Source organism: Bacillus sp. 1780r2a1 (assembly GCA_024134725.1).
Lineage (GTDB): Bacteria > Bacillota > Bacilli > Bacillales > Bacillaceae_H > Priestia > Priestia aryabhattai_A.
The window spans coordinates 32,501-50,881 of record CP099863.1 but is presented as its reverse complement, the minus strand read 5'-3'; the positions used below and the strand labels follow the sequence as shown (position 1 = coordinate 50,881).

The window sequence follows — 18,381 nt, the reverse complement described above, 5'->3', positions numbered from 1 at the left end:
ACGAAATAAAAAAGGGCTTTCCCGTGTTCCACGTGAAACGCCCCCTTTTTTATTATTTTACTTTAGTTCCGTTACTTAGAGATTGGTCAACCTCGGCAAGTGATAAGCCATTCGCATCTTCACCCGCTAAGATCATTCCCTGTGAAAGTTCACCACGTAATTTGACTGGCTTTAAATTTACAATGCAGATAACTTTACGGCCGATGAGATCTTCAGGCTTGTAGAACTTCGCAATACCTGATACAACTTGACGTTTTTCATAGCCTAAGTCTAGCTGAATCTTTAATAACTTATCCGCTTTCTTTACAGGCTCAGCATGAATAACTTCCGCTACGCGTAAATCTACTTTTAAGAAGTCATCTAAACCAATTTCTTCGCTTTGTTCTGGCTGAACATCTTCTTTCTTCTCTTCCTGTGTTGGTAACGAACTTAACATTTTTTCTTTAATAAATGTGATTTCTTCGTCACGATCAAGGCGTGGGAACATTGGTTCACCTTTTTCCACTTTTGTTCCTTCACGAAGCATATTAAATGCTTCAATGCTTTCCCAACTCTTTAACACATCTTCTTTTACTCCAATTTGTGCAAAGATTTTTTCTGGTGTTCTAGTTAGGAATGGCTGTAACAGAACAGCAGTATGGCGAATAGCTTCGGCTAAGTGTACCATTACTGAAGCTAACTCATTACGGTTCTCTTCGTCCTTAGCAAGAGCCCAAGGTTTAGTTTCATCAATATATTTATTTGTACGACTCACATATTGCCAAACCGCTGATAAAGCTACAGAGAACTCCATATTTTCCATGGATTCTTCGTACTTTTTCACCATATCTTTTTGAGCTTGTACAAGCTGACCATCAAACTCTGTTACATTACCTTCATACATAGGAATGACACCGTCAAAGTATTTATTAATCATTGCTACTGTACGGTTAACTAAATTCCCAAGGTCGTTGGCTAAATCAAAGTTAATACGCTCTACAAACGCTTCAGGGGTGAACACTCCGTCTGAACCGAATGGGACTTCTCTTAATAAATAATAGCGTAAAGCATCCAAGCCATAGCGATCAATTAATGTTACTGGATCAACAACGTTTCCTTTTGACTTAGACATTTTACCATCTTTCATTAATAACCATCCGTGTGCAAATACTTTTTTTGGAAGAGGCAAATCTAATGCCATTAAAATAATTGGCCAATAAATTGTATGGAAGCGAACAATTTCTTTTCCTACAAGATGAACATTAGCCGGCCAGTATTTTTTGTATAACTCGTCATTTTCAGTACCGTACCCCAATGCTGTAATATAGTTTGATAATGCATCAACCCATACATAAATAACGTGCTTAGGATTTCCAGGTACTTTAATACCCCAATCAAAAGTTGTACGTGAAACAGCCAAGTCTTCTAACCCTGGCTTAATAAAGTTATTAATCATCTCATTTTTACGAGATTCCGGCTGAATAAAGGTCGGATTTTCTTCATAAAAAGCTAATAAGCAATCTGCATATTTACCCATTTTAAAGAAATAAGATTCTTCTCTTACTAATTCTACCGGATGACCGCTGTCTGGACTTTTTCCGCCCACTACTTTTCCATCTTCAATAATCGGATCTACTAACTGAAGTTCTGTATAGTAAGTTTCGTCAGGAACTGAATACCAGCCCTCATATTCATCTAGGTAAATATCACCTTGTTCTAGTAAACGATTGAAGATTTTATCAACAACCTCTTTATGTCTAGATTCTGTTGTACGAATAAAATCATCATAGGATATATCCATTTTCTCCCACAACTCTTTAATCCCTGCTACAATATTATCTACATACTGCTGAGGAGTCACATTATCTTCTTCTGCTTTGCGCTGAATTTTTTGTCCATGCTCATCTGTACCCGTTAAATAACGAACATCAAATCCTCTTAACCGTTTATAACGAGCCATTGCATCTCCTGCAACTGTTGTATACGCATGTCCTATATGTAATTTACCACTTGGATAATAAATTGGTGTGGTAATGTAAAACGTGTTATTTCCCATTTATATAACCTCCAAAATCCGTTTAAGCACTTCCAAAATACAGAGTGATGTATTTCAAGAAAAAATGAAATCAACTATTTATTCTATCTTCTATAATACTATTTTCTAGGACGTTTTGAAAACCATCTAGCTAAAGACATTAGAAATTTAAATAAAAGCTATTTACTCCTACCATTTTTGCCTCTTTCATAGATAAAATACCCTATTAATTTTTGAATCAACTTGAATGAAAGTAGCTTTTTGTCTTTTTTTGTCGAAAGAATGAATTTTCGATTAAAAATGCTTGAATTCAATCATCTTTACATCAAATATATTATGTTATTTTTTTCAATATACTACCTAAAAATATTACTTATATCTTTCATAAACCCTTTTATATAAGTGTTTTTATATTTTTTTATTTCCATCTACATTTTTTTACATACAAAATGATTGACTACTTTTGGAAACGTTGGTATTATAAAAGTACGTTGAATTTGTCGAATAATGACGAAAGTAATGACATAGAAAACTAAGAGTTGAGAGGGGAAAACAAGATGAAATCTACAGGTATTGTTCGTAAAGTTGATGAGTTAGGACGTGTAGTAATTCCAATTGAATTACGCCGTACATTAGGGATTGCTGAAAAAGATGCGTTAGAAATTTATGTTGATGAAGAGCGTATCATTTTAAAGAAATATAAACCAAACATGACTTGCCAAGTAACTGGTGAAGTTTCAGATGAAAATATTCAATTAGCTGGTGGTAAGCTAATTTTAAGCCGTGAAGGTGCAGAACAAATTATGAAAGAGCTTGAAAATAATCTACAATCTTCAAACTAAAAAAAAGCTGTCGTTAGACAGCTTTTTTAATTTATATGATATTCACTATATATCTCTCTTTTTGATTGATTACGATCTTTTGCTACTTGTTTGATAGCATCCTTATTACTGAATTGCTGATCATTTACATAATAGTCCACATGTTCAATAATCGTTAACTCTGTCCACCAAGCCTCTGTTTCTTCTACAATTTCTTCAGTTGTTCCTGAAACAATGAAACAAAACTCTCCTCTCAGCTCTGTTTCGTTAGCCCAAGTTATTGCTTCTTCGATATTCCCTCTCAAAAACTCTTCATAACGCTTTGTTAACTCTCTACATAATACAATTTCTCGGTTTCCAAATGCTTCAAACATCAACTTCAACGTCTCTTTTAAACGGTGAGGTGCTTCATAAAAAATCATCGTTTCTTTTTTCATAGATAAAAGCTGAAGTTCTTCCTTTTTATGTTTTTTATTTCGATTTAAAAAACCGTAAAAATAGAATTGATAAGTAGGTAGTCCCGAAGCAATCAGAGCTGTCAATGCAGCATTAGCACCCGGTAAAGGAATAACAGTACAACCTTTGTTTGCCGCTTCTCTTACTAATTCATATCCTGGATCAGAGACACATGGCATACCAGCATCGCTCACAAGACCAATTTTAAGACCTTTTTCTAAATCTTGAATCAGCTTTTCTGTTTTCGTCTCTTTATTATGGTCATGATAGCTAACAATTGGTGTCCCAATCTCAAAATGATTACACAGCTTTTTTGTATGTCTTGTATCTTCTGCAGCAATATAATCTACTTCCTTTAATAATCGAATTGCGCGAAATGTCATATCTTCTAGATTACCAATAGGTGTTGGAATTAGATATAATACCCCTTTGTCTTCAATTCCTTCATAGCTTTTTTGTGAGTTCATGACTTTTCTTCTGCTCCTTTAGGATATATTGCTCTTTCTGCTTACGACTTAACTGTTTAAACCAGTATTCTTTTCTCATGGCTTCAGTTTTTGTCTTGTACTCTTCATGCCATAAAAGGACAACTGGTAAACGACTTTTAGTATATTTAGCGCCTTTGCCACTGTTATGAACAGCTAAACGCTTATTCAAATTATTTGTGTATCCTGCATAATAACTTTGGTCTTTACATTCTAATACGTAAAAGTAATGCTTAGTTTGTTCCATACAAAATTTCCTTTAGCTCGTTTGTATATTCATTATCTTCCTTATAAACAACGAGTGGTGGAAGGATTTTCAAGTCTGCATTACCATCTTTAATCCCTTCAATTAAAATGGTATTTGCCTCTTTGTTTTTCTTTGGGTAGATAAACTGTAAGCGTTTTGGCTCTAAGCGGTATGCCCTCATTAACGTAATAATATCAACAAGTCGACCAGGTCGATGTACAAGTGAAACCTTTCCTCCTTGCTTTACTAATTGACTACTTACACGAATCACATCTTCTAGATTACAATGAATTTCATGTCTAGCAATTGCATAGTGCTCATTCTTATTTTGTTCATCAACTTTAGGCGTAGGAAAATAGGGTGGATTACATGTTACTACATCATATTTTCCATGTCCTAATTTCTGTGGCATGTCTTTCAAATCGCCTAGAACAACGTTAATTTGATTACTTAAATTATTGTAATCAACACTTCTAGTAGCCATGCTAGATAAACGCTCTTGAATTTCTACACCTGTAATCTTAGCATTCGTTCGTTTTGATAAAAATAAAGGTATAACGCCGTTCCCTGTACATAAATCAATAATATTACCTTTCTTTATCGGTACATAAGCAAAGTTTGATAGCAAAACAGCATCTAATGAAAATGAAAAGACAGAATGACTTTGAATAATACGCATACTTTCATCCGCTAACAGATAATCAAGTCGTTCATCTTCATATAATTGAACCATGTTCCATTTCTCCTTATATAAAAGCAGCCTCTCCTTGTGGAGAGGCCTTGTTATTTTTTATTTAAAAATGATAAGCAAAACAAACAATCCCCATCTTGACGAACGCTACCATAATGAATGTTACAAATGTGGAAGCCTTCTTGATACAATCTAGCTAGATTATCGTAACCTTCACCGATATCTATTTGCTTTTGTACTTTTGTTTGACTACTTACCTTTTGATTATGACTTTTTGGCTTTGTTTCCAAATTGGTTTGGTCAAGGCGGCGGCGCAAATGGTCATTTTCAATCTGTAAGTGATGATTTTCTTCAATTAGTTCAGCTAAATACTCTTTTAAGTCTCCTAATTGTTTGTATAAGTGACCAATTTGTTCCTCCATATTTGTAACCGAATCAAAAATCTCTTTTTTATCCACCTTTACCCACCTCGTTAATCTGTGGCTTGAAACGAAACAGCACCTTCATTAAGAATTTCATCTAATGTATACTCTAAGATTTGCTCACGATTTGATAATTCTACCTGTATAATACGCTCTAAAATATTTAGACCTATTACACGACCCGAACCTTCAGGAGTTTTAATGGTAGATCCAATATCCGGAAGCTGCTCTTTTGCTGTTTCGTATTCATCATTTTCGTATTTAAGACAGCACATAAGACGACCACACAACCCTGAAATTTTTGTAGGATTTAACGATAAGTTTTGGTCTTTTGCCATTTTAATTGAAACTGGCTCAAAATCTCCTAAGAAAGTTGAACAACAAAGCATTCTTCCACACGGGCCAATACCACCCAAGAGTTTTGCTTCATCTCTAACACCAATCTGACGTAATTCAATACGTGTACGGAAGATGGCTGCTAAATCCTTTACTAATTCTCTGAAGTCGATACGTCCATCTGCTGTAAAATAAAAGATTACCTTATTACGGTCAAATGTATATTCTACATCTACTAGCTTCATATCTAGATTATGTGCCTGAATTTTTTGAACGCATACATCATATGCTTCGCTAGCAGCTTGTTTGTTTTCTTCAACAATGAGCTTGTCTTTAGGCTCTGCAATACGAATGACTTTTTTAAGTGGTAGAACAACATCATGTTCACTGACTTGCTTTTTATTAATAACAACCCTACCGAATTCAACACCACGGATTGTCTCAACAATAACAAACTCCCCATCCGGTATTGTTAAATCACCAGGATCAAAATAATATATTTTACCCGCTTTTTTAAAGCGAACACCTACTACATCATACAAGCTTTTATCCCTCCTGCAAATCCAACACCAGCTGTTCCATTAATAACTGTATATTCATATTTGAATTTAATTTATTTTTAGCTCTTAAAATTACTTCAATCTTTGCAATAATTCTTTGTTGAGTAGCTTGAAGTGCATGAGATTTTAATTGGTCTTCTTTATAAAAATAAATAAGCATTGGCTCTTCTTCTACTTGCAACGTTAAAACATCGCGATACAGAAGCATTAGTAAATTTAACCCAATATGAGCTTGTTCTTTTTCTTTAAAATGAGGTACCCATTTTTCATGAATAAAGAGAAGCGCTTGTTGAGGTCTAGTTGTTAACACTTCATATAATTGTATCACTAACTTTCTTGCAAGTCCAAACCATTCATCTTCACTTAATTCAATTGCTTCTGTAATACTATTCGTTAAGTATGGCATTAGCGTTGCGTCTGCTTTGGAAAGATTATGGTTCATTAGTTGTTCAGCTAATTGTTTTTCTGTTAAAGAACGCAGAGAAATAACCTGACATCTAGATATAATGGTATCCAACAGCTTCTGAATAGTTTCCGTTAATAAGATTGCATATGTACCATCCGTTGGCTCTTCTAAAAACTTTAATAAGCTATTAGACGCACTTACTGTCATCTTATCAACATGATTAATAATATATAACTTTTTATTGGATTCAACACCAGTTTTTGTGAATTCAGCTTGCAAATATTGTACTTGCTCTTTTTTAATAGATAACCCATCTGGTTCAACAAAATGTACATCCGGATGATTGCCGGAATCAATTCTTTTACAGTTGATACATTCATAGCATGGTTCATGTTCATGAGGGTTTAAGCAAAACAATCGTTTTGCAAATAAAAAGCTAATCTCCTTTTTACCAGTTCCTTTACTTCCTTCAAGTAGGTAAGCATGAGCTACTCTATCTTTTACAATACTATTTTTTAACATCCTAAGAGCAGTTGGCTGGACACCTTCTAGCTCTCCCCACTTTTTGTTCATTTCATCACACTTTCTACTTCAATTGTAAGACTGTTTTTTAAAATTGATGAAATTGGTCAATTGGCAATACAAATACCGTTGCGCCTCCAACCTCTACTTCAACTGGATAAGGAATATATGAATCTGCATTACCACCCATTGGAGAGACTGGGGAAATAAATTGATTACGATTTTCACATTCACCTTTAATAATATCTAAAACAGTTTGAACTTTTTCATCTTCTGTTCCAATCATGATAGTTGTATTTCCAGATTTTAAAAACCCACCGGAACTAGATAATTTCGTTGAGCGAAAACCTTTTTCAACTAATGCATTTAACAACTTTGTACTATCCGAGTCTTGTATAACTGCAATTACTAATTTCATGAATATGCACCTCATTATGAACTTATTTACTTTATTATATCAAGAATTATTAGCTTTCAAAAATCTTCTTAACACATCACATATATCATTGTATACATCATCAACGCTTTGTTCAGCATTAATTTCCTTAATACGATTTGGAAATTGATTTAATAAAAGTTTATATCCTTCTCTTACTTTATAATGGAAGTCGATTTTCTCTAAGTCTAAACGATTAATTTCATGACTACGGCCTTTTTCTATTCGCTGCAATCCTATTTCAGGCCTTATGTCTAAATAAAAAGTTAAATCTGGTATAAGATCATCAATAGCAAATTGATTAATTGTCAATACTTCTTCAATCCCTAATCCTCTTGCGTACCCTTGATATGCGAGAGAACTATCAATAAATCGATCACATATTACTACTTTACCCTGTTCTAACATGGGGATAACTTTTTCAACTAAATGTTGTCTTCTAGCTGCCGCATATAAAAGGGCTTCTGTTCTACCGTCCATTTCTTTATTTCTAGGACTTAAAATAACTTCACGAATTTGCTCTGCAATTGAAATGCCACCCGGTTCTCTTGTCAGAACAACCTCTACTCCTTTTTCTTTTAACATACTTTCAACCATTTGAATAACCGTTGTTTTTCCAGCACCTTCAGGCCCTTCAAATGTAATAAAAATTCCTGTTTGCATCTCAATTCCCCTTTTATGTAAACACACGAATGAATCCATGTCTTATATTTTTACTTCCTTGTATTTTACCTTTAAAAAATAAGATTTGCTTTAAATACTTTAAATGATGCATTGAGATTTTTTCACCTTCTAACAACAGTGGAATACCTGGTGGGTAAGGTATAATGGTTTCGGCACATATCTTTCCTAAAGCATTTTCTAGTGAAATTATCTCTGTTTCATTTGTATGATTATATATTTTTTGTGTAATTTTTTCAGGGTAGTAAAGAGTATCAATCTTATCCTTTTCAAACCCACTTTGTGCCTTTAATCCAACTGCTTTTTTTATTCGAAATAACGTATCACTAAAATCAAATGATGATGATAAAGGTAGCACTAATAAGACATACAAAGGATCTGCCAGCTCTGTATATACTCCTTCCGCTTCTAAAGCTTCCTGAAGCTCATAACCAGTTAATTGTGTAGATGATAAGGTAAGTTTTAATAAATCCACTTTAAGATTCTCCTGCTTTAACTTTACAATAGAAAGAGTATCAAGCAGATTGACTTCCTCATAAAATCCTTTTAAATTAGCTTTAATTTTTTCCGTACCTTCATTTTTTAAGCACTGTACATAATAGCGTGCAATATCTAAAGAAACCATAATAGGATAAGAAGGACTACTGGATTGTAAAGCTCCTAAAAGATAAGATAATCTAGGTTTATTAATAAGGTTTCCCTTTACATGTAAATATGAGCCCATCGTCATTGCTGGTAGTGTCTTATGAGCGGATTGGATGACAATATCTGCACCAAACTCTGTAGCTGACTTTGGAAAAGGAGCTCCTAAAATAAAATGAGCACCGTGAGCTTCATCGACAACAACCGGAATAGAATGTTTGTGTGCCAATGAAACAATCGGAGCTAAGTCAGTTGAAACACCGTAATAAGTGGGGTTTGTTAAAACAATTGCTTTTACCGAACTAGGTGCGGTTTTAAGGGCTTGTTTGATATCTTCAACATTTATACCTATCGTTAATTGCGAAGTCAAATCAACGTCAGGAGAAACAAAGATAGCATTAGCTTTTGCTAAGTTAATTGCATTAAAAATTGATTTATGTGAATCTCTTTGAACAATAATACTATCTCCTTCTTCACAAAGAGATAATATAGCAGATAAATTACCTACAGTAGAGCCATTCACTAAAAAATATGTTTGATCTACGCCATATAGATTGGCAGCTAATATCTGAGAATCTTGAATAGCTTCTTCTGCTTCATGTAAATCATCTAATCCTGTTATTTCTGTTAAATCATATTTTAAGAACTGTAGAAAATCTTTTTCAATGTCTTCAGGAAAGACATATCCACTCTTATGTCCCGGTACATGATAAGATAATGGCTTTTTAGCAATATGATTTAGAACACAATTATATAAAGGCAGTTTGCTTCGTAGATATTCCAAACTTATAATCTCCTTTTATTTCTTACACATTTATAAATAAAGACTGTGTTTATTATAACAAATTCATAAGAGTTTTTTCATCATGCAAAAAAGCCCTTAAAAAGGACTTCAGCTTTATTTATAAATTTCTATTTTCTTTAATTGATTTAAAATATCATCATATTGTTGGTTTGATAAATTTACTTCTGTAATATCTTTTTCACAGTGTTGACATATCAATGAAGAAAAAATTGTAATACCCTTAACCGTTTTTTCATTACAAACTAAGCAAACCGTATCATGATTTTTTCCGTTCATTATTCTACACCTCCACTATGTCATTGTGGACCATTTATTTATTTCCTATACCTATGCTACATTTAAGTCTACAATACATTATACGCAGATAGCTTATACCTTGTTAAACTAAAATAAAAAGACTAGCTAATTTTAGCTAGTCTTTTAAATGTGCCTGGCAACGTCCTACTCTCACAGGGACAAAGTCCCAACTACCATCGGCGCTAGAGAACTTAACTTCCGTGTTCGGCATGGGAACGGGTGTGACCTCTCTGCTATCGCCACCAGACATGAATTGAGATTATTCTCTCAAAACTAGATAACATATTTGCTGAGTACTAAGTTTACTGTCTAGCTACGGCTCCTAATTGTTCGGTCGTTTCACTTCTGTTATTGAAACCAAAGAGCGGTTTCCCTATCAGAAGCTCCAACGCCTTTCACAATTGAACAGTCGCCTTCGCTTTTCTAATTTGGTTAAGTCCTCGATCGATTAGTATCAGTCAGCTACACACGTCGCCGTGCTTCCACCTCTGACCTATCAACCTGATCATCTTTCAGGGATCTTACTAGCTTGCGCTATGGGAAATCTCATCTTGAGGGGGGCTTCATGCTTAGATGCTTTCAGCACTTATCCCGTCCACACATAGCTACCCAGCGATGCCTTTGGCAAGACAACTGGTACACCAGCGGTGTGTCCATCCCGGTCCTCTCGTACTAAGGACAGCTCCTCTCAAATTTCCTACGCCCACGACGGATAGGGACCGAACTGTCTCACGACGTTCTGAACCCAGCTCGCGTACCGCTTTAATGGGCGAACAGCCCAACCCTTGGGACCGACTACAGCCCCAGGATGCGATGAGCCGACATCGAGGTGCCAAACCTCCCCGTCGATGTGGACTCTTGGGGGAGATAAGCCTGTTATCCCCGGGGTAGCTTTTATCCGTTGAGCGATGGCCCTTCCATGCGGAACCACCGGATCACTAAGCCCGACTTTCGTCCCTGCTCGACTTGTAGGTCTCGCAGTCAAGCTCCCTTGTGCCTTTACACTCTACGAATGATTTCCAACCATTCTGAGGGAACCTTTGGGCGCCTCCGTTACTCTTTAGGAGGCGACCGCCCCAGTCAAACTGCCCACCTGACACTGTCTCCCAGCCCGATCAGGGCTGCGGGTTAGAATTTCAATACAACCAGGGTAGTATCCCACCGACGCCTCCACCGAAGCTAGCGCTCCGGCTTCTCAGGCTCCTACCTATCCTGTACAAGCTGTACCAAAATTCAATATCAGGCTACAGTAAAGCTCCACGGGGTCTTTCCGTCCTGTCGCGGGTAACCTGCATCTTCACAGGTACTATAATTTCACCGAGTCTCTCGTTGAGACAGTGCCCAGATCGTTACGCCTTTCGTGCGGGTCGGAACTTACCCGACAAGGAATTTCGCTACCTTAGGACCGTTATAGTTACGGCCGCCGTTTACTGGGGCTTCGATTCAGAGCTTCTCCCAAAGGATAACCCCTCCTCTTAACCTTCCAGCACCGGGCAGGCGTCAGCCCCTATACTTCGCCTTGCGGCTTCGCAGAGACCTGTGTTTTTGCTAAACAGTCGCCTGGGCCTATTCACTGCGGCTCTCTCGGGCTATACACCCTACCAGAGCACCCCTTCTCCCGAAGTTACGGGGTCATTTTGCCGAGTTCCTTAACGAGAGTTCTCTCGATCACCTTAGGATTCTCTCCTCGCCTACCTGTGTCGGTTTGCGGTACGGGCACCTCCCGCCTCGCTAGAGGCTTTTCTTGGCAGTGTGGAATCAGGAACTTCGGTACTATATTTCCCTCGTCATCACAGCTCAGCCTTATGATGAGCGGATTTGCCTACTCATCAGCCTAACTGCTTGAACGCGCATATCCAGCAGCGCGCTTACCCTATCCTCCTGCGTCCCCCCATTACTCAAACGGCGGGGAGGTGGTACAGGAATATCAACCTGTTGGCCATCGCCTACGCTTTTCAGCCTCGGCTTAGGTCCCGACTAACCCTGAGCGGACGAGCCTTCCTCAGGAAACCTTAGGCATTCGGTGGACAAGATTCTCACTTGTCTTTCGCTACTCATACCGGCATTCTCACTTCTAAGCGCTCCACCAGTCCTTACGGTCTAGCTTCGCAGCACTTAGAACGCTCTCCTACCACTGACATCAAAGATGTCAATCCACAGCTTCGGTGATACGTTTAGCCCCGGTACATTTTCGGCGCAGAGTCACTCGACCAGTGAGCTATTACGCACTCTTTAAATGGTGGCTGCTTCTAAGCCAACATCCTGGTTGTCTAAGCAACTCCACATCCTTTTCCACTTAACGTATACTTGGGGACCTTAGCTGGTGGTCTGGGCTGTTTCCCTTTTGACTACGGATCTTATCACTCGCAGTCTGACTCCCACGGATAAGTCTTTGGCATTCGGAGTTTGACTGAATTCGGTAACCCGTTGGGGGCCCCTAGTCCAATCAGTGCTCTACCTCCAAGACTCTCACTACGTGAGGCTAGCCCTAAAGCTATTTCGGAGAGAACCAGCTATCTCCAGGTTCGATTGGAATTTCTCCGCTACCCACACCTCATCCCCGCACTTTTCAACGTGCGTGGGTTCGGGCCTCCATTCAGTGTTACCTGAACTTCACCCTGGACATGGGTAGATCACCTGGTTTCGGGTCTACAACCACATACTAAACGCCCTATTCAGACTCGCTTTCGCTACGGCTCCGTCTCTTCAACTTAACCTTGCATGGGATCGTAACTCGCCGGTTCATTCTACAAAAGGCACGCCATCACCCATTAACGGGCTCTGACTACTTGTAGGCACACGGTTTCAGGATCTCTTTCACTCCCCTTCCGGGGTGCTTTTCACCTTTCCCTCACGGTACTGGTTCACTATCGGTCACTAGGGAGTATTTAGCCTTGGGAGATGGTCCTCCCAGCTTCCGACGGAATTTCACGTGTTCCGCCGTACTCAGGATCCACTCAAGAGGGAACGAAGTTTCAACTACAGGGTTGTTACCTTCTTTGACGGGCCTTTCCAGACCTCTTCATTTACCTCGTTCCTTTGTAACTCCGTATAGAGTGTCCTACAACCCCAAGAGGCAAGCCTCTTGGTTTGGGCTAATTCCGTTTCGCTCGCCGCTACTCAGGAAATCGCATTTGCTTTCTCTTCCTCCGGGTACTTAGATGTTTCAGTTCCCCGGGTCTGCCTTCAATATCCTATGTATTCAGATAAAGATACTGCTCCATTACGAACAGTGGGTTTCCCCATTCGGAAATCTCCGGATCAAAGCTTACTTACAGCTCCCCGAAGCATATCGGTGTTAGTCCCGTCCTTCATCGGCTCCTAGTGCCAAGGCATTCACCGTGCGCCCTTTCTAACTTAACCATTAGCGAATAAATGGTGCAACTTGCGTTGCGTTATTTATTGGTTTGATTAAAGAAAAGTTTCACTTTTCCTCAGCTATTACTGTTATCTAGTTTTCAAAGAACAATCGCACTCAAAATTCTTCTTATTAGATAAGAAGAAAGTGATGTACTTTCTATTAATGAGAGATTGAACTCTCAAAACTGAACAAAGCTTCAAAACGTACGTCTTGTAAAAATCCTTAGAAAGGAGGTGATCCAGCCGCACCTTCCGATACGGCTACCTTGTTACGACTTCACCCCAATCATCTGTCCCACCTTAGGCGGCTGGCTCCATAAAGGTTACCCCACCGACTTCGGGTGTTACAAACTCTCGTGGTGTGACGGGCGGTGTGTACAAGGCCCGGGAACGTATTCACCGCGGCATGCTGATCCGCGATTACTAGCGATTCCAGCTTCATGTAGGCGAGTTGCAGCCTACAATCCGAACTGAGAATGGTTTTATGGGATTGGCTTGACCTCGCGGTCTTGCAGCCCTTTGTACCATCCATTGTAGCACGTGTGTAGCCCAGGTCATAAGGGGCATGATGATTTGACGTCATCCCCACCTTCCTCCGGTTTGTCACCGGCAGTCACCTTAGAGTGCCCAACTTAATGCTGGCAACTAAGATCAAGGGTTGCGCTCGTTGCGGGACTTAACCCAACATCTCACGACACGAGCTGACGACAACCATGCACCACCTGTCACTCTGTCCCCCGAAGGGGAACGCTCTATCTCTAGAGTTGTCAGAGGATGTCAAGACCTGGTAAGGTTCTTCGCGTTGCTTCGAATTAAACCACATGCTCCACCGCTTGTGCGGGCCCCCGTCAATTCCTTTGAGTTTCAGTCTTGCGACCGTACTCCCCAGGCGGAGTGCTTAATGCGTTAGCTGCAGCACTAAAGGGCGGAAACCCTCTAACACTTAGCACTCATCGTTTACGGCGTGGACTACCAGGGTATCTAATCCTGTTTGCTCCCCACGCTTTCGCGCCTCAGCGTCAGTTACAGACCAAAAAGCCGCCTTCGCCACTGGTGTTCCTCCACATCTCTACGCATTTCACCGCTACACGTGGAATTCCGCTTTTCTCTTCTGCACTCAAGTTCCCCAGTTTCCAATGACCCTCCACGGTTGAGCCGTGGGCTTTCACATCAGACTTAAGAAACCGCCTGCGCGCGCTTTACGCCCAATAATTCCGGATAACGCTTGCCACCTACGTATTACCGCGGCTGCTGGCACGTAGTTAGCCGTGGCTTTCTGGTTAGGTACCGTCAAGGTACAAGCAGTTACTCTTGTACTTGTTCTTCCCTAACAACAGAGTTTTACGACCCGAAAGCCTTCATCACTCACGCGGCGTTGCTCCGTCAGACTTTCGTCCATTGCGGAAGATTCCCTACTGCTGCCTCCCGTAGGAGTCTGGGCCGTGTCTCAGTCCCAGTGTGGCCGATCACCCTCTCAGGTCGGCTATGCATCGTTGCCTTGGTGAGCCGTTACCTCACCAACTAGCTAATGCACCGCGGGCCCATCTGTAAGTGATAGCCGAAACCATCTTTCAATTTTCTCTTATGCAAGAAAAAATGTTATCCGGTATTAGCTCCGGTTTCCCGGAGTTATCCCAGTCTTACAGGCAGGTTGCCCACGTGTTACTCACCCGTCCGCCGCTAACGTCATAGAAGCAAGCTTCTAATCAGTTCGCTCGACTTGCATGTATTAGGCACGCCGCCAGCGTTCATCCTGAGCCAGGATCAAACTCTCCGAAGAAATGTTTGACTTGCTCATAAAAGTTTAAAAAAATTAACGTTGACGTTTGTCGCTTTGTTCAGTTTTCAAAGTTCAATTGGTGGAGCCTAGCGGGATCGAACCGCTGACCTCCTGCGTGCAAGGCAGGCGCTCTCCCAGCTGAGCTAAGGCCCCATAAATGGTCGGGAAGACAGGATTCGAACCTGCGACCCCTTGGTCCCAAACCAAGTGCTCTACCAAGCTGAGCTACTTCCCGTTTATGGCGCGCCCGAGAGGAGTCGAACCCCTAACCTTTTGATCCGTAGTCAAACGCTCTATCCAATTGAGCTACGGGCGCTTATTAAAATGGTGCCGAGGGCCGGACTTGAACCGGCACGGTAGTCACCTACCGCAGGATTTTAAGTCCTGTGTGTCTGCCAATTCCACCACCCCGGCAGGACTTATTTGTGGAGCGGAAGACGAGGTTCGAACTCGCGACCCCCACCTTGGCAAGGTGGTGTTCTACCACTGAACTACTTCCGCGCATTATGAAATTAAATGGTGCGGGTGAAGGGACTTGAACCCCCACGTCGTAAAGACACTAGATCCTAAGTCTAGCGCGTCTGCCAATTCCGCCACACCCGCATGTGTGTATTTAAAATGGTGAGCCATGAAGGACTCGAACCTTCGACCCTCTGATTAAAAGTCAGATGCTCTACCAACTGAGCTAATGGCTCGAAAATGGTGCCGGCAAGAGGACTTGAACCCCCAACCTACTGATTACAAGTCAGTTGCTCTACCAGTTGAGCTACACCGGCAACATATTCATGGTGGAGGATGACGGGATCGAACCGCCGACCCCCTGCTTGTAAGGCAGGTGCTCTCCCAGCTGAGCTAATCCTCCATTATATAACAGCCTGGCAACGTCCTACTCTCACAGGGACAAAGTCCCAACTACCATCGGCGCTAGAGAACTTAACTTCCGTGTTCGGCATGGGAACGGGTGTGACCTCTCTGCTATCGCCACCAGACATATTATATTATATAATACTTTTGAAAAAAAGCAAGACTTTTTTTATCTTGTTCTTTCAAAACTAGATAACAATTTGCTGAGTACTTCGTGTACTATCATTTGGTTAAGTCCTCGATCGATTAGTATCAGTCAGCTACACACGTCACCGTGCTTCCACCTCTGACCTATCAACCTGATCATCTTTCAGGGATCTTACTAGCTTGCGCTATGGGAAATCTCATCTTGAGGGGGGCTTCATGCTTAGATGCTTTCAGCACTTATCCCGTCCACACATAGCTACCCAGCGATGCCTTTGGCAAGACAACTGGTACACCAGCGGTGTGTCCATCCCGGTCCTCTCGTACTAAGGACAGCTCCTCTCAAATTTCCTACGCCCACGACGGATAGGGACCGAACTGTCTCACGACGTTCTGAACCCAGCTCGCGTACCGCTTTAATGGGCGAACAGCCCAACCCTTGGGACCGACTACAGCCCCAGGATGCGATGAGCCGACATCGAGGTGCCAAACCTCCCCGTCGATGTGGACTCTTGGGGGAGATAAGCCTGTTATCCCCGGGGTAGCTTTTATCCGTTGAGCGATGGCCCTTCCATGCGGAACCACCGGATCACTAAGCCCGACTTTCGTCCCTGCTCGACTTGTAGGTCTCGCAGTCAAGCTCCCTTGTGCCTTTACACTCTACGAATGATTTCCAACCATTCTGAGGGAACCTTTGGGCGCCTCCGTTACTCTTTAGGAGGCGACCGCCCCAGTCAAACTGCCCACCTGACACTGTCTCCCAGCCCGATCAGGGCTGCGGGTTAGAATTTCAATACAACCAGGGTAGTATCCCACCGACGCCTCCACCGAAGCTAGCGCTCCGGCTTCTCAGGCTCCTACCTATCCTGTACAAGCTGTACCAAAATTCAATATCAGGCTACAGTAAAGCTCCACGGGGTCTTTCCGTCCTGTCGCGGGTAACCTGCATCTTCACAGGTACTATAATTTCACCGAGTCTCTCGTTGAGACAGTGCCCAGATCGTTACGCCTTTCGTGCGGGTCGGAACTTACCCGACAAGGAATTTCGCTACCTTAGGACCGTTATAGTTACGGCCGCCGTTTACTGGGGCTTCGATTCAGAGCTTCTCCCAAAGGATAACCCCTCCTCTTAACCTTCCAGCACCGGGCAGGCGTCAGCCCCTATACTTCGCCTTGCGGCTTCGCAGAGACCTGTGTTTTTGCTAAACAGTCGCCTGGGCCTATTCACTGCGGCTCTCTCGGGCTATACACCCTACCAGAGCACCCCTTCTCCCGAAGTTACGGGGTCATTTTGCCGAGTTCCTTAACGAGAGTTCTCTCGATCACCTTAGGATTCTCTCCTCGCCTACCTGTGTCGGTTTGCGGTACGGGCACCTCCCGCCTCGCTAGAGGCTTTTCTTGGCAGTGTGGAATCAGGAACTTCGGTACTATATTTCCCTCGTCATCACAGCTCAGCCTTATGATGAGCGGATTTGCCTACTCATCAGCCTAACTGCTTGAACGCGCATATCCAGCAGCGCGCTTACCCTATCCTCCTGCGTCCCCCCATTACTCAAACGGCGGGGAGGTGGTACAGGAATATCAACCTGTTGGCCATCGCCTACGCTTTTCAGCCTCGGCTTAGGTCCCGACTAACCCTGAGCGGACGAGCCTTCCTCAGGAAACCTTAGGCATTCGGTGGACAAGATTCTCACTTGTCTTTCGCTACTCATACCGGCATTCTCACTTCTAAGCGCTCCACCAGTCCTTACGGTCTAGCTTCGCAGCACTTAGAACGCTCTCCTACCACTGACATCAAAGATGTCAATCCACAGCTTCGGTGATACGTTTAGCCCCGGTACATTTTCGGCGCAGAGTCACTCGACCAGTGAGCTATTACGCACTCTTTAAATGGTGGCTGCTTCTAAGCCAACATCCTGGTTGTCTAAGCAACTCCACATCCTTTTCCACTTAACGTATACTTGGGGACCTTAGCTGGTGGTCTGGGCTGTTTCCCTTTTGACTACGGATCTTATCACTCGCAGTCTGACTCCCACGGATAAGTCTTTGGCATTCGGAGTTTGACTGAATTCGGTAACCCGTTGGGGGCCCCTAGTCCAATCAGTGCTCTACCTCCAAGACTCTCACTACGTGAGGCTAGCCCTAAAGCTATTTCGGAGAGAACCAGCTATCTCCAGGTTCGATTGGAATTTCTCCGCTACCCACACCTCATCCCCGCACTTTTCAACGTGCGTGGGTTCGGGCCTCCATTCAGTGTTACCTGAACTTCACCCTGGACATGGGTAGATCACCTGGTTTCGGGTCTACAACCACATACTAAACGCCCTATTCAGACTCGCTTTCGCTACGGCTCCGTCTCTTCAACTTAACCTTGCATGGGATCGTAACTCGCCGGTTCATTCTACAAAAGGC

Annotated in this window: 12 protein-coding genes, 9 tRNA genes and 5 rRNA genes (1 of these 26 running past the window's edge); 1 reads left to right on the top strand and 25 read right to left on the bottom strand. The window is 41.8% G+C overall.

Features of this window, described 5'->3' with window-relative positions:
* Positions 1 to 52 precede the first annotated feature (52 nt).
* Positions 53 to 2,035 (bottom strand): methionine--tRNA ligase, encoded by a 1,983-nt coding sequence (metG, locus tag NIZ91_00290; GenBank protein ID USY55202.1) that lies wholly within the window; start codon positions 2,033 to 2,035, stop codon positions 53 to 55.
* A 536-nt stretch (positions 2,036 to 2,571) separates the two neighbouring features.
* Here metG and NIZ91_00285 point away from each other — a divergent pair.
* Complete coding sequence (locus tag NIZ91_00285) at positions 2,572 to 2,856, top strand: AbrB/MazE/SpoVT family DNA-binding domain-containing protein (protein USY55201.1); 285 nt, start codon at positions 2,572 to 2,574, stop codon at positions 2,854 to 2,856.
* Between the two features lie 26 nt (positions 2,857 to 2,882).
* On the opposite strand, the gene rsmI is transcribed toward NIZ91_00285, so the two are convergent.
* The 24 genes from rsmI to NIZ91_00165 form a co-directional block, all read right to left on the bottom strand.
* On the bottom strand, positions 2,883 to 3,758 hold the full coding sequence (gene rsmI, locus NIZ91_00280) for a 16S rRNA (cytidine(1402)-2'-O)-methyltransferase (protein ID USY55200.1): 876 nt from the start codon (positions 3,756 to 3,758) through the stop codon (positions 2,883 to 2,885).
* Positions 3,736 to 4,023, bottom strand: coding sequence for a GIY-YIG nuclease family protein (locus tag NIZ91_00275; GenBank protein USY55199.1), 288 nt, complete (start codon positions 4,021 to 4,023; stop codon positions 3,736 to 3,738). Before NIZ91_00275 ends, rsmI begins: the two co-directional genes overlap by 23 nt.
* Positions 4,010 to 4,756: a tRNA1(Val) (adenine(37)-N6)-methyltransferase gene (locus NIZ91_00270; protein ID USY55198.1), complete on the bottom strand. Its 747-nt coding sequence runs from the start codon at positions 4,754 to 4,756 to the stop codon at positions 4,010 to 4,012. Before NIZ91_00270 ends, NIZ91_00275 begins: the two co-directional genes overlap by 14 nt.
* Before the next feature lie 50 nt (positions 4,757 to 4,806).
* Positions 4,807 to 5,172, bottom strand: coding sequence for a DNA replication initiation control protein YabA (gene yabA, locus NIZ91_00265; GenBank protein ID USY55197.1), 366 nt, complete (start codon positions 5,170 to 5,172; stop codon positions 4,807 to 4,809).
* 14 nt (positions 5,173 to 5,186) lie between these two features.
* Complete coding sequence (locus NIZ91_00260; GenBank protein USY55196.1) at positions 5,187 to 6,014, bottom strand: stage 0 sporulation family protein; 828 nt, start codon at positions 6,012 to 6,014, stop codon at positions 5,187 to 5,189.
* A 4-nt stretch (positions 6,015 to 6,018) separates the two neighbouring features.
* On the bottom strand, positions 6,019 to 7,011 hold the full coding sequence (gene holB, locus NIZ91_00255; protein ID USY55195.1) for a DNA polymerase III subunit delta': 993 nt from the start codon (positions 7,009 to 7,011) through the stop codon (positions 6,019 to 6,021).
* 37 nt (positions 7,012 to 7,048) lie between these two features.
* Positions 7,049 to 7,378 carry a cyclic-di-AMP receptor gene (locus NIZ91_00250; protein ID USY55194.1) on the bottom strand — a complete coding sequence of 110 codons (330 nt, stop codon included), beginning with the start codon at positions 7,376 to 7,378 and terminating at the stop codon, positions 7,049 to 7,051.
* A gap of 39 nt (positions 7,379 to 7,417) precedes the next feature.
* Positions 7,418 to 8,059, bottom strand: coding sequence for a dTMP kinase (gene tmk / locus NIZ91_00245; GenBank protein ID USY55193.1), 642 nt, complete (start codon positions 8,057 to 8,059; stop codon positions 7,418 to 7,420).
* 13 nt (positions 8,060 to 8,072) lie between these two features.
* Complete coding sequence (locus tag NIZ91_00240; protein USY55192.1) at positions 8,073 to 9,503, bottom strand: aminotransferase class V-fold PLP-dependent enzyme; 1,431 nt, start codon at positions 9,501 to 9,503, stop codon at positions 8,073 to 8,075.
* A gap of 114 nt (positions 9,504 to 9,617) precedes the next feature.
* Positions 9,618 to 9,800 (bottom strand): sigma factor G inhibitor Gin, encoded by a 183-nt coding sequence (locus NIZ91_00235; protein USY55191.1) that lies wholly within the window; start codon positions 9,798 to 9,800, stop codon positions 9,618 to 9,620.
* Positions 9,801 to 9,952: 152 nt separating this feature from the next.
* Positions 9,953 to 10,068 (bottom strand): 5S ribosomal RNA (rrf, locus tag NIZ91_00230).
* A gap of 181 nt (positions 10,069 to 10,249) precedes the next feature.
* A 23S ribosomal RNA gene (locus NIZ91_00225) occupies positions 10,250 to 13,184 on the bottom strand.
* A gap of 224 nt (positions 13,185 to 13,408) precedes the next feature.
* Positions 13,409 to 14,961: ribosomal RNA gene (locus NIZ91_00220) — 16S ribosomal RNA — on the bottom strand.
* 77 nt (positions 14,962 to 15,038) lie between these two features.
* Positions 15,039 to 15,114, bottom strand: a tRNA-Ala gene (locus NIZ91_00215).
* A 5-nt stretch (positions 15,115 to 15,119) separates the two neighbouring features.
* Positions 15,120 to 15,196, bottom strand: a tRNA-Pro gene (locus tag NIZ91_00210).
* 4 nt (positions 15,197 to 15,200) lie between these two features.
* Positions 15,201 to 15,277 (bottom strand) — tRNA-Arg (locus NIZ91_00205).
* Positions 15,278 to 15,286: 9 nt separating this feature from the next.
* Positions 15,287 to 15,375: transfer RNA gene (locus tag NIZ91_00200), tRNA-Leu, on the bottom strand.
* Between the two features lie 12 nt (positions 15,376 to 15,387).
* Positions 15,388 to 15,462, bottom strand: a tRNA-Gly gene (locus tag NIZ91_00195).
* Positions 15,463 to 15,478: 16 nt separating this feature from the next.
* Positions 15,479 to 15,564: transfer RNA gene (locus NIZ91_00190), tRNA-Leu, on the bottom strand.
* A gap of 16 nt (positions 15,565 to 15,580) precedes the next feature.
* Positions 15,581 to 15,656 (bottom strand) — tRNA-Lys (locus NIZ91_00185).
* 5 nt (positions 15,657 to 15,661) lie between these two features.
* A tRNA-Thr gene (locus NIZ91_00180) sits at positions 15,662 to 15,737 on the bottom strand.
* Between the two features lie 10 nt (positions 15,738 to 15,747).
* Positions 15,748 to 15,823, bottom strand: a tRNA-Val gene (locus NIZ91_00175).
* Between the two features lie 11 nt (positions 15,824 to 15,834).
* Positions 15,835 to 15,950 (bottom strand): 5S ribosomal RNA (gene rrf, locus NIZ91_00170).
* 101 nt (positions 15,951 to 16,051) lie between these two features.
* Positions 16,052 to 18,381, bottom strand: a 23S ribosomal RNA gene (locus NIZ91_00165) (it continues 605 nt past the right edge of the window).
* Together the 16S, 23S and 5S rRNA genes with 9 tRNA genes alongside form the textbook arrangement of a ribosomal RNA operon.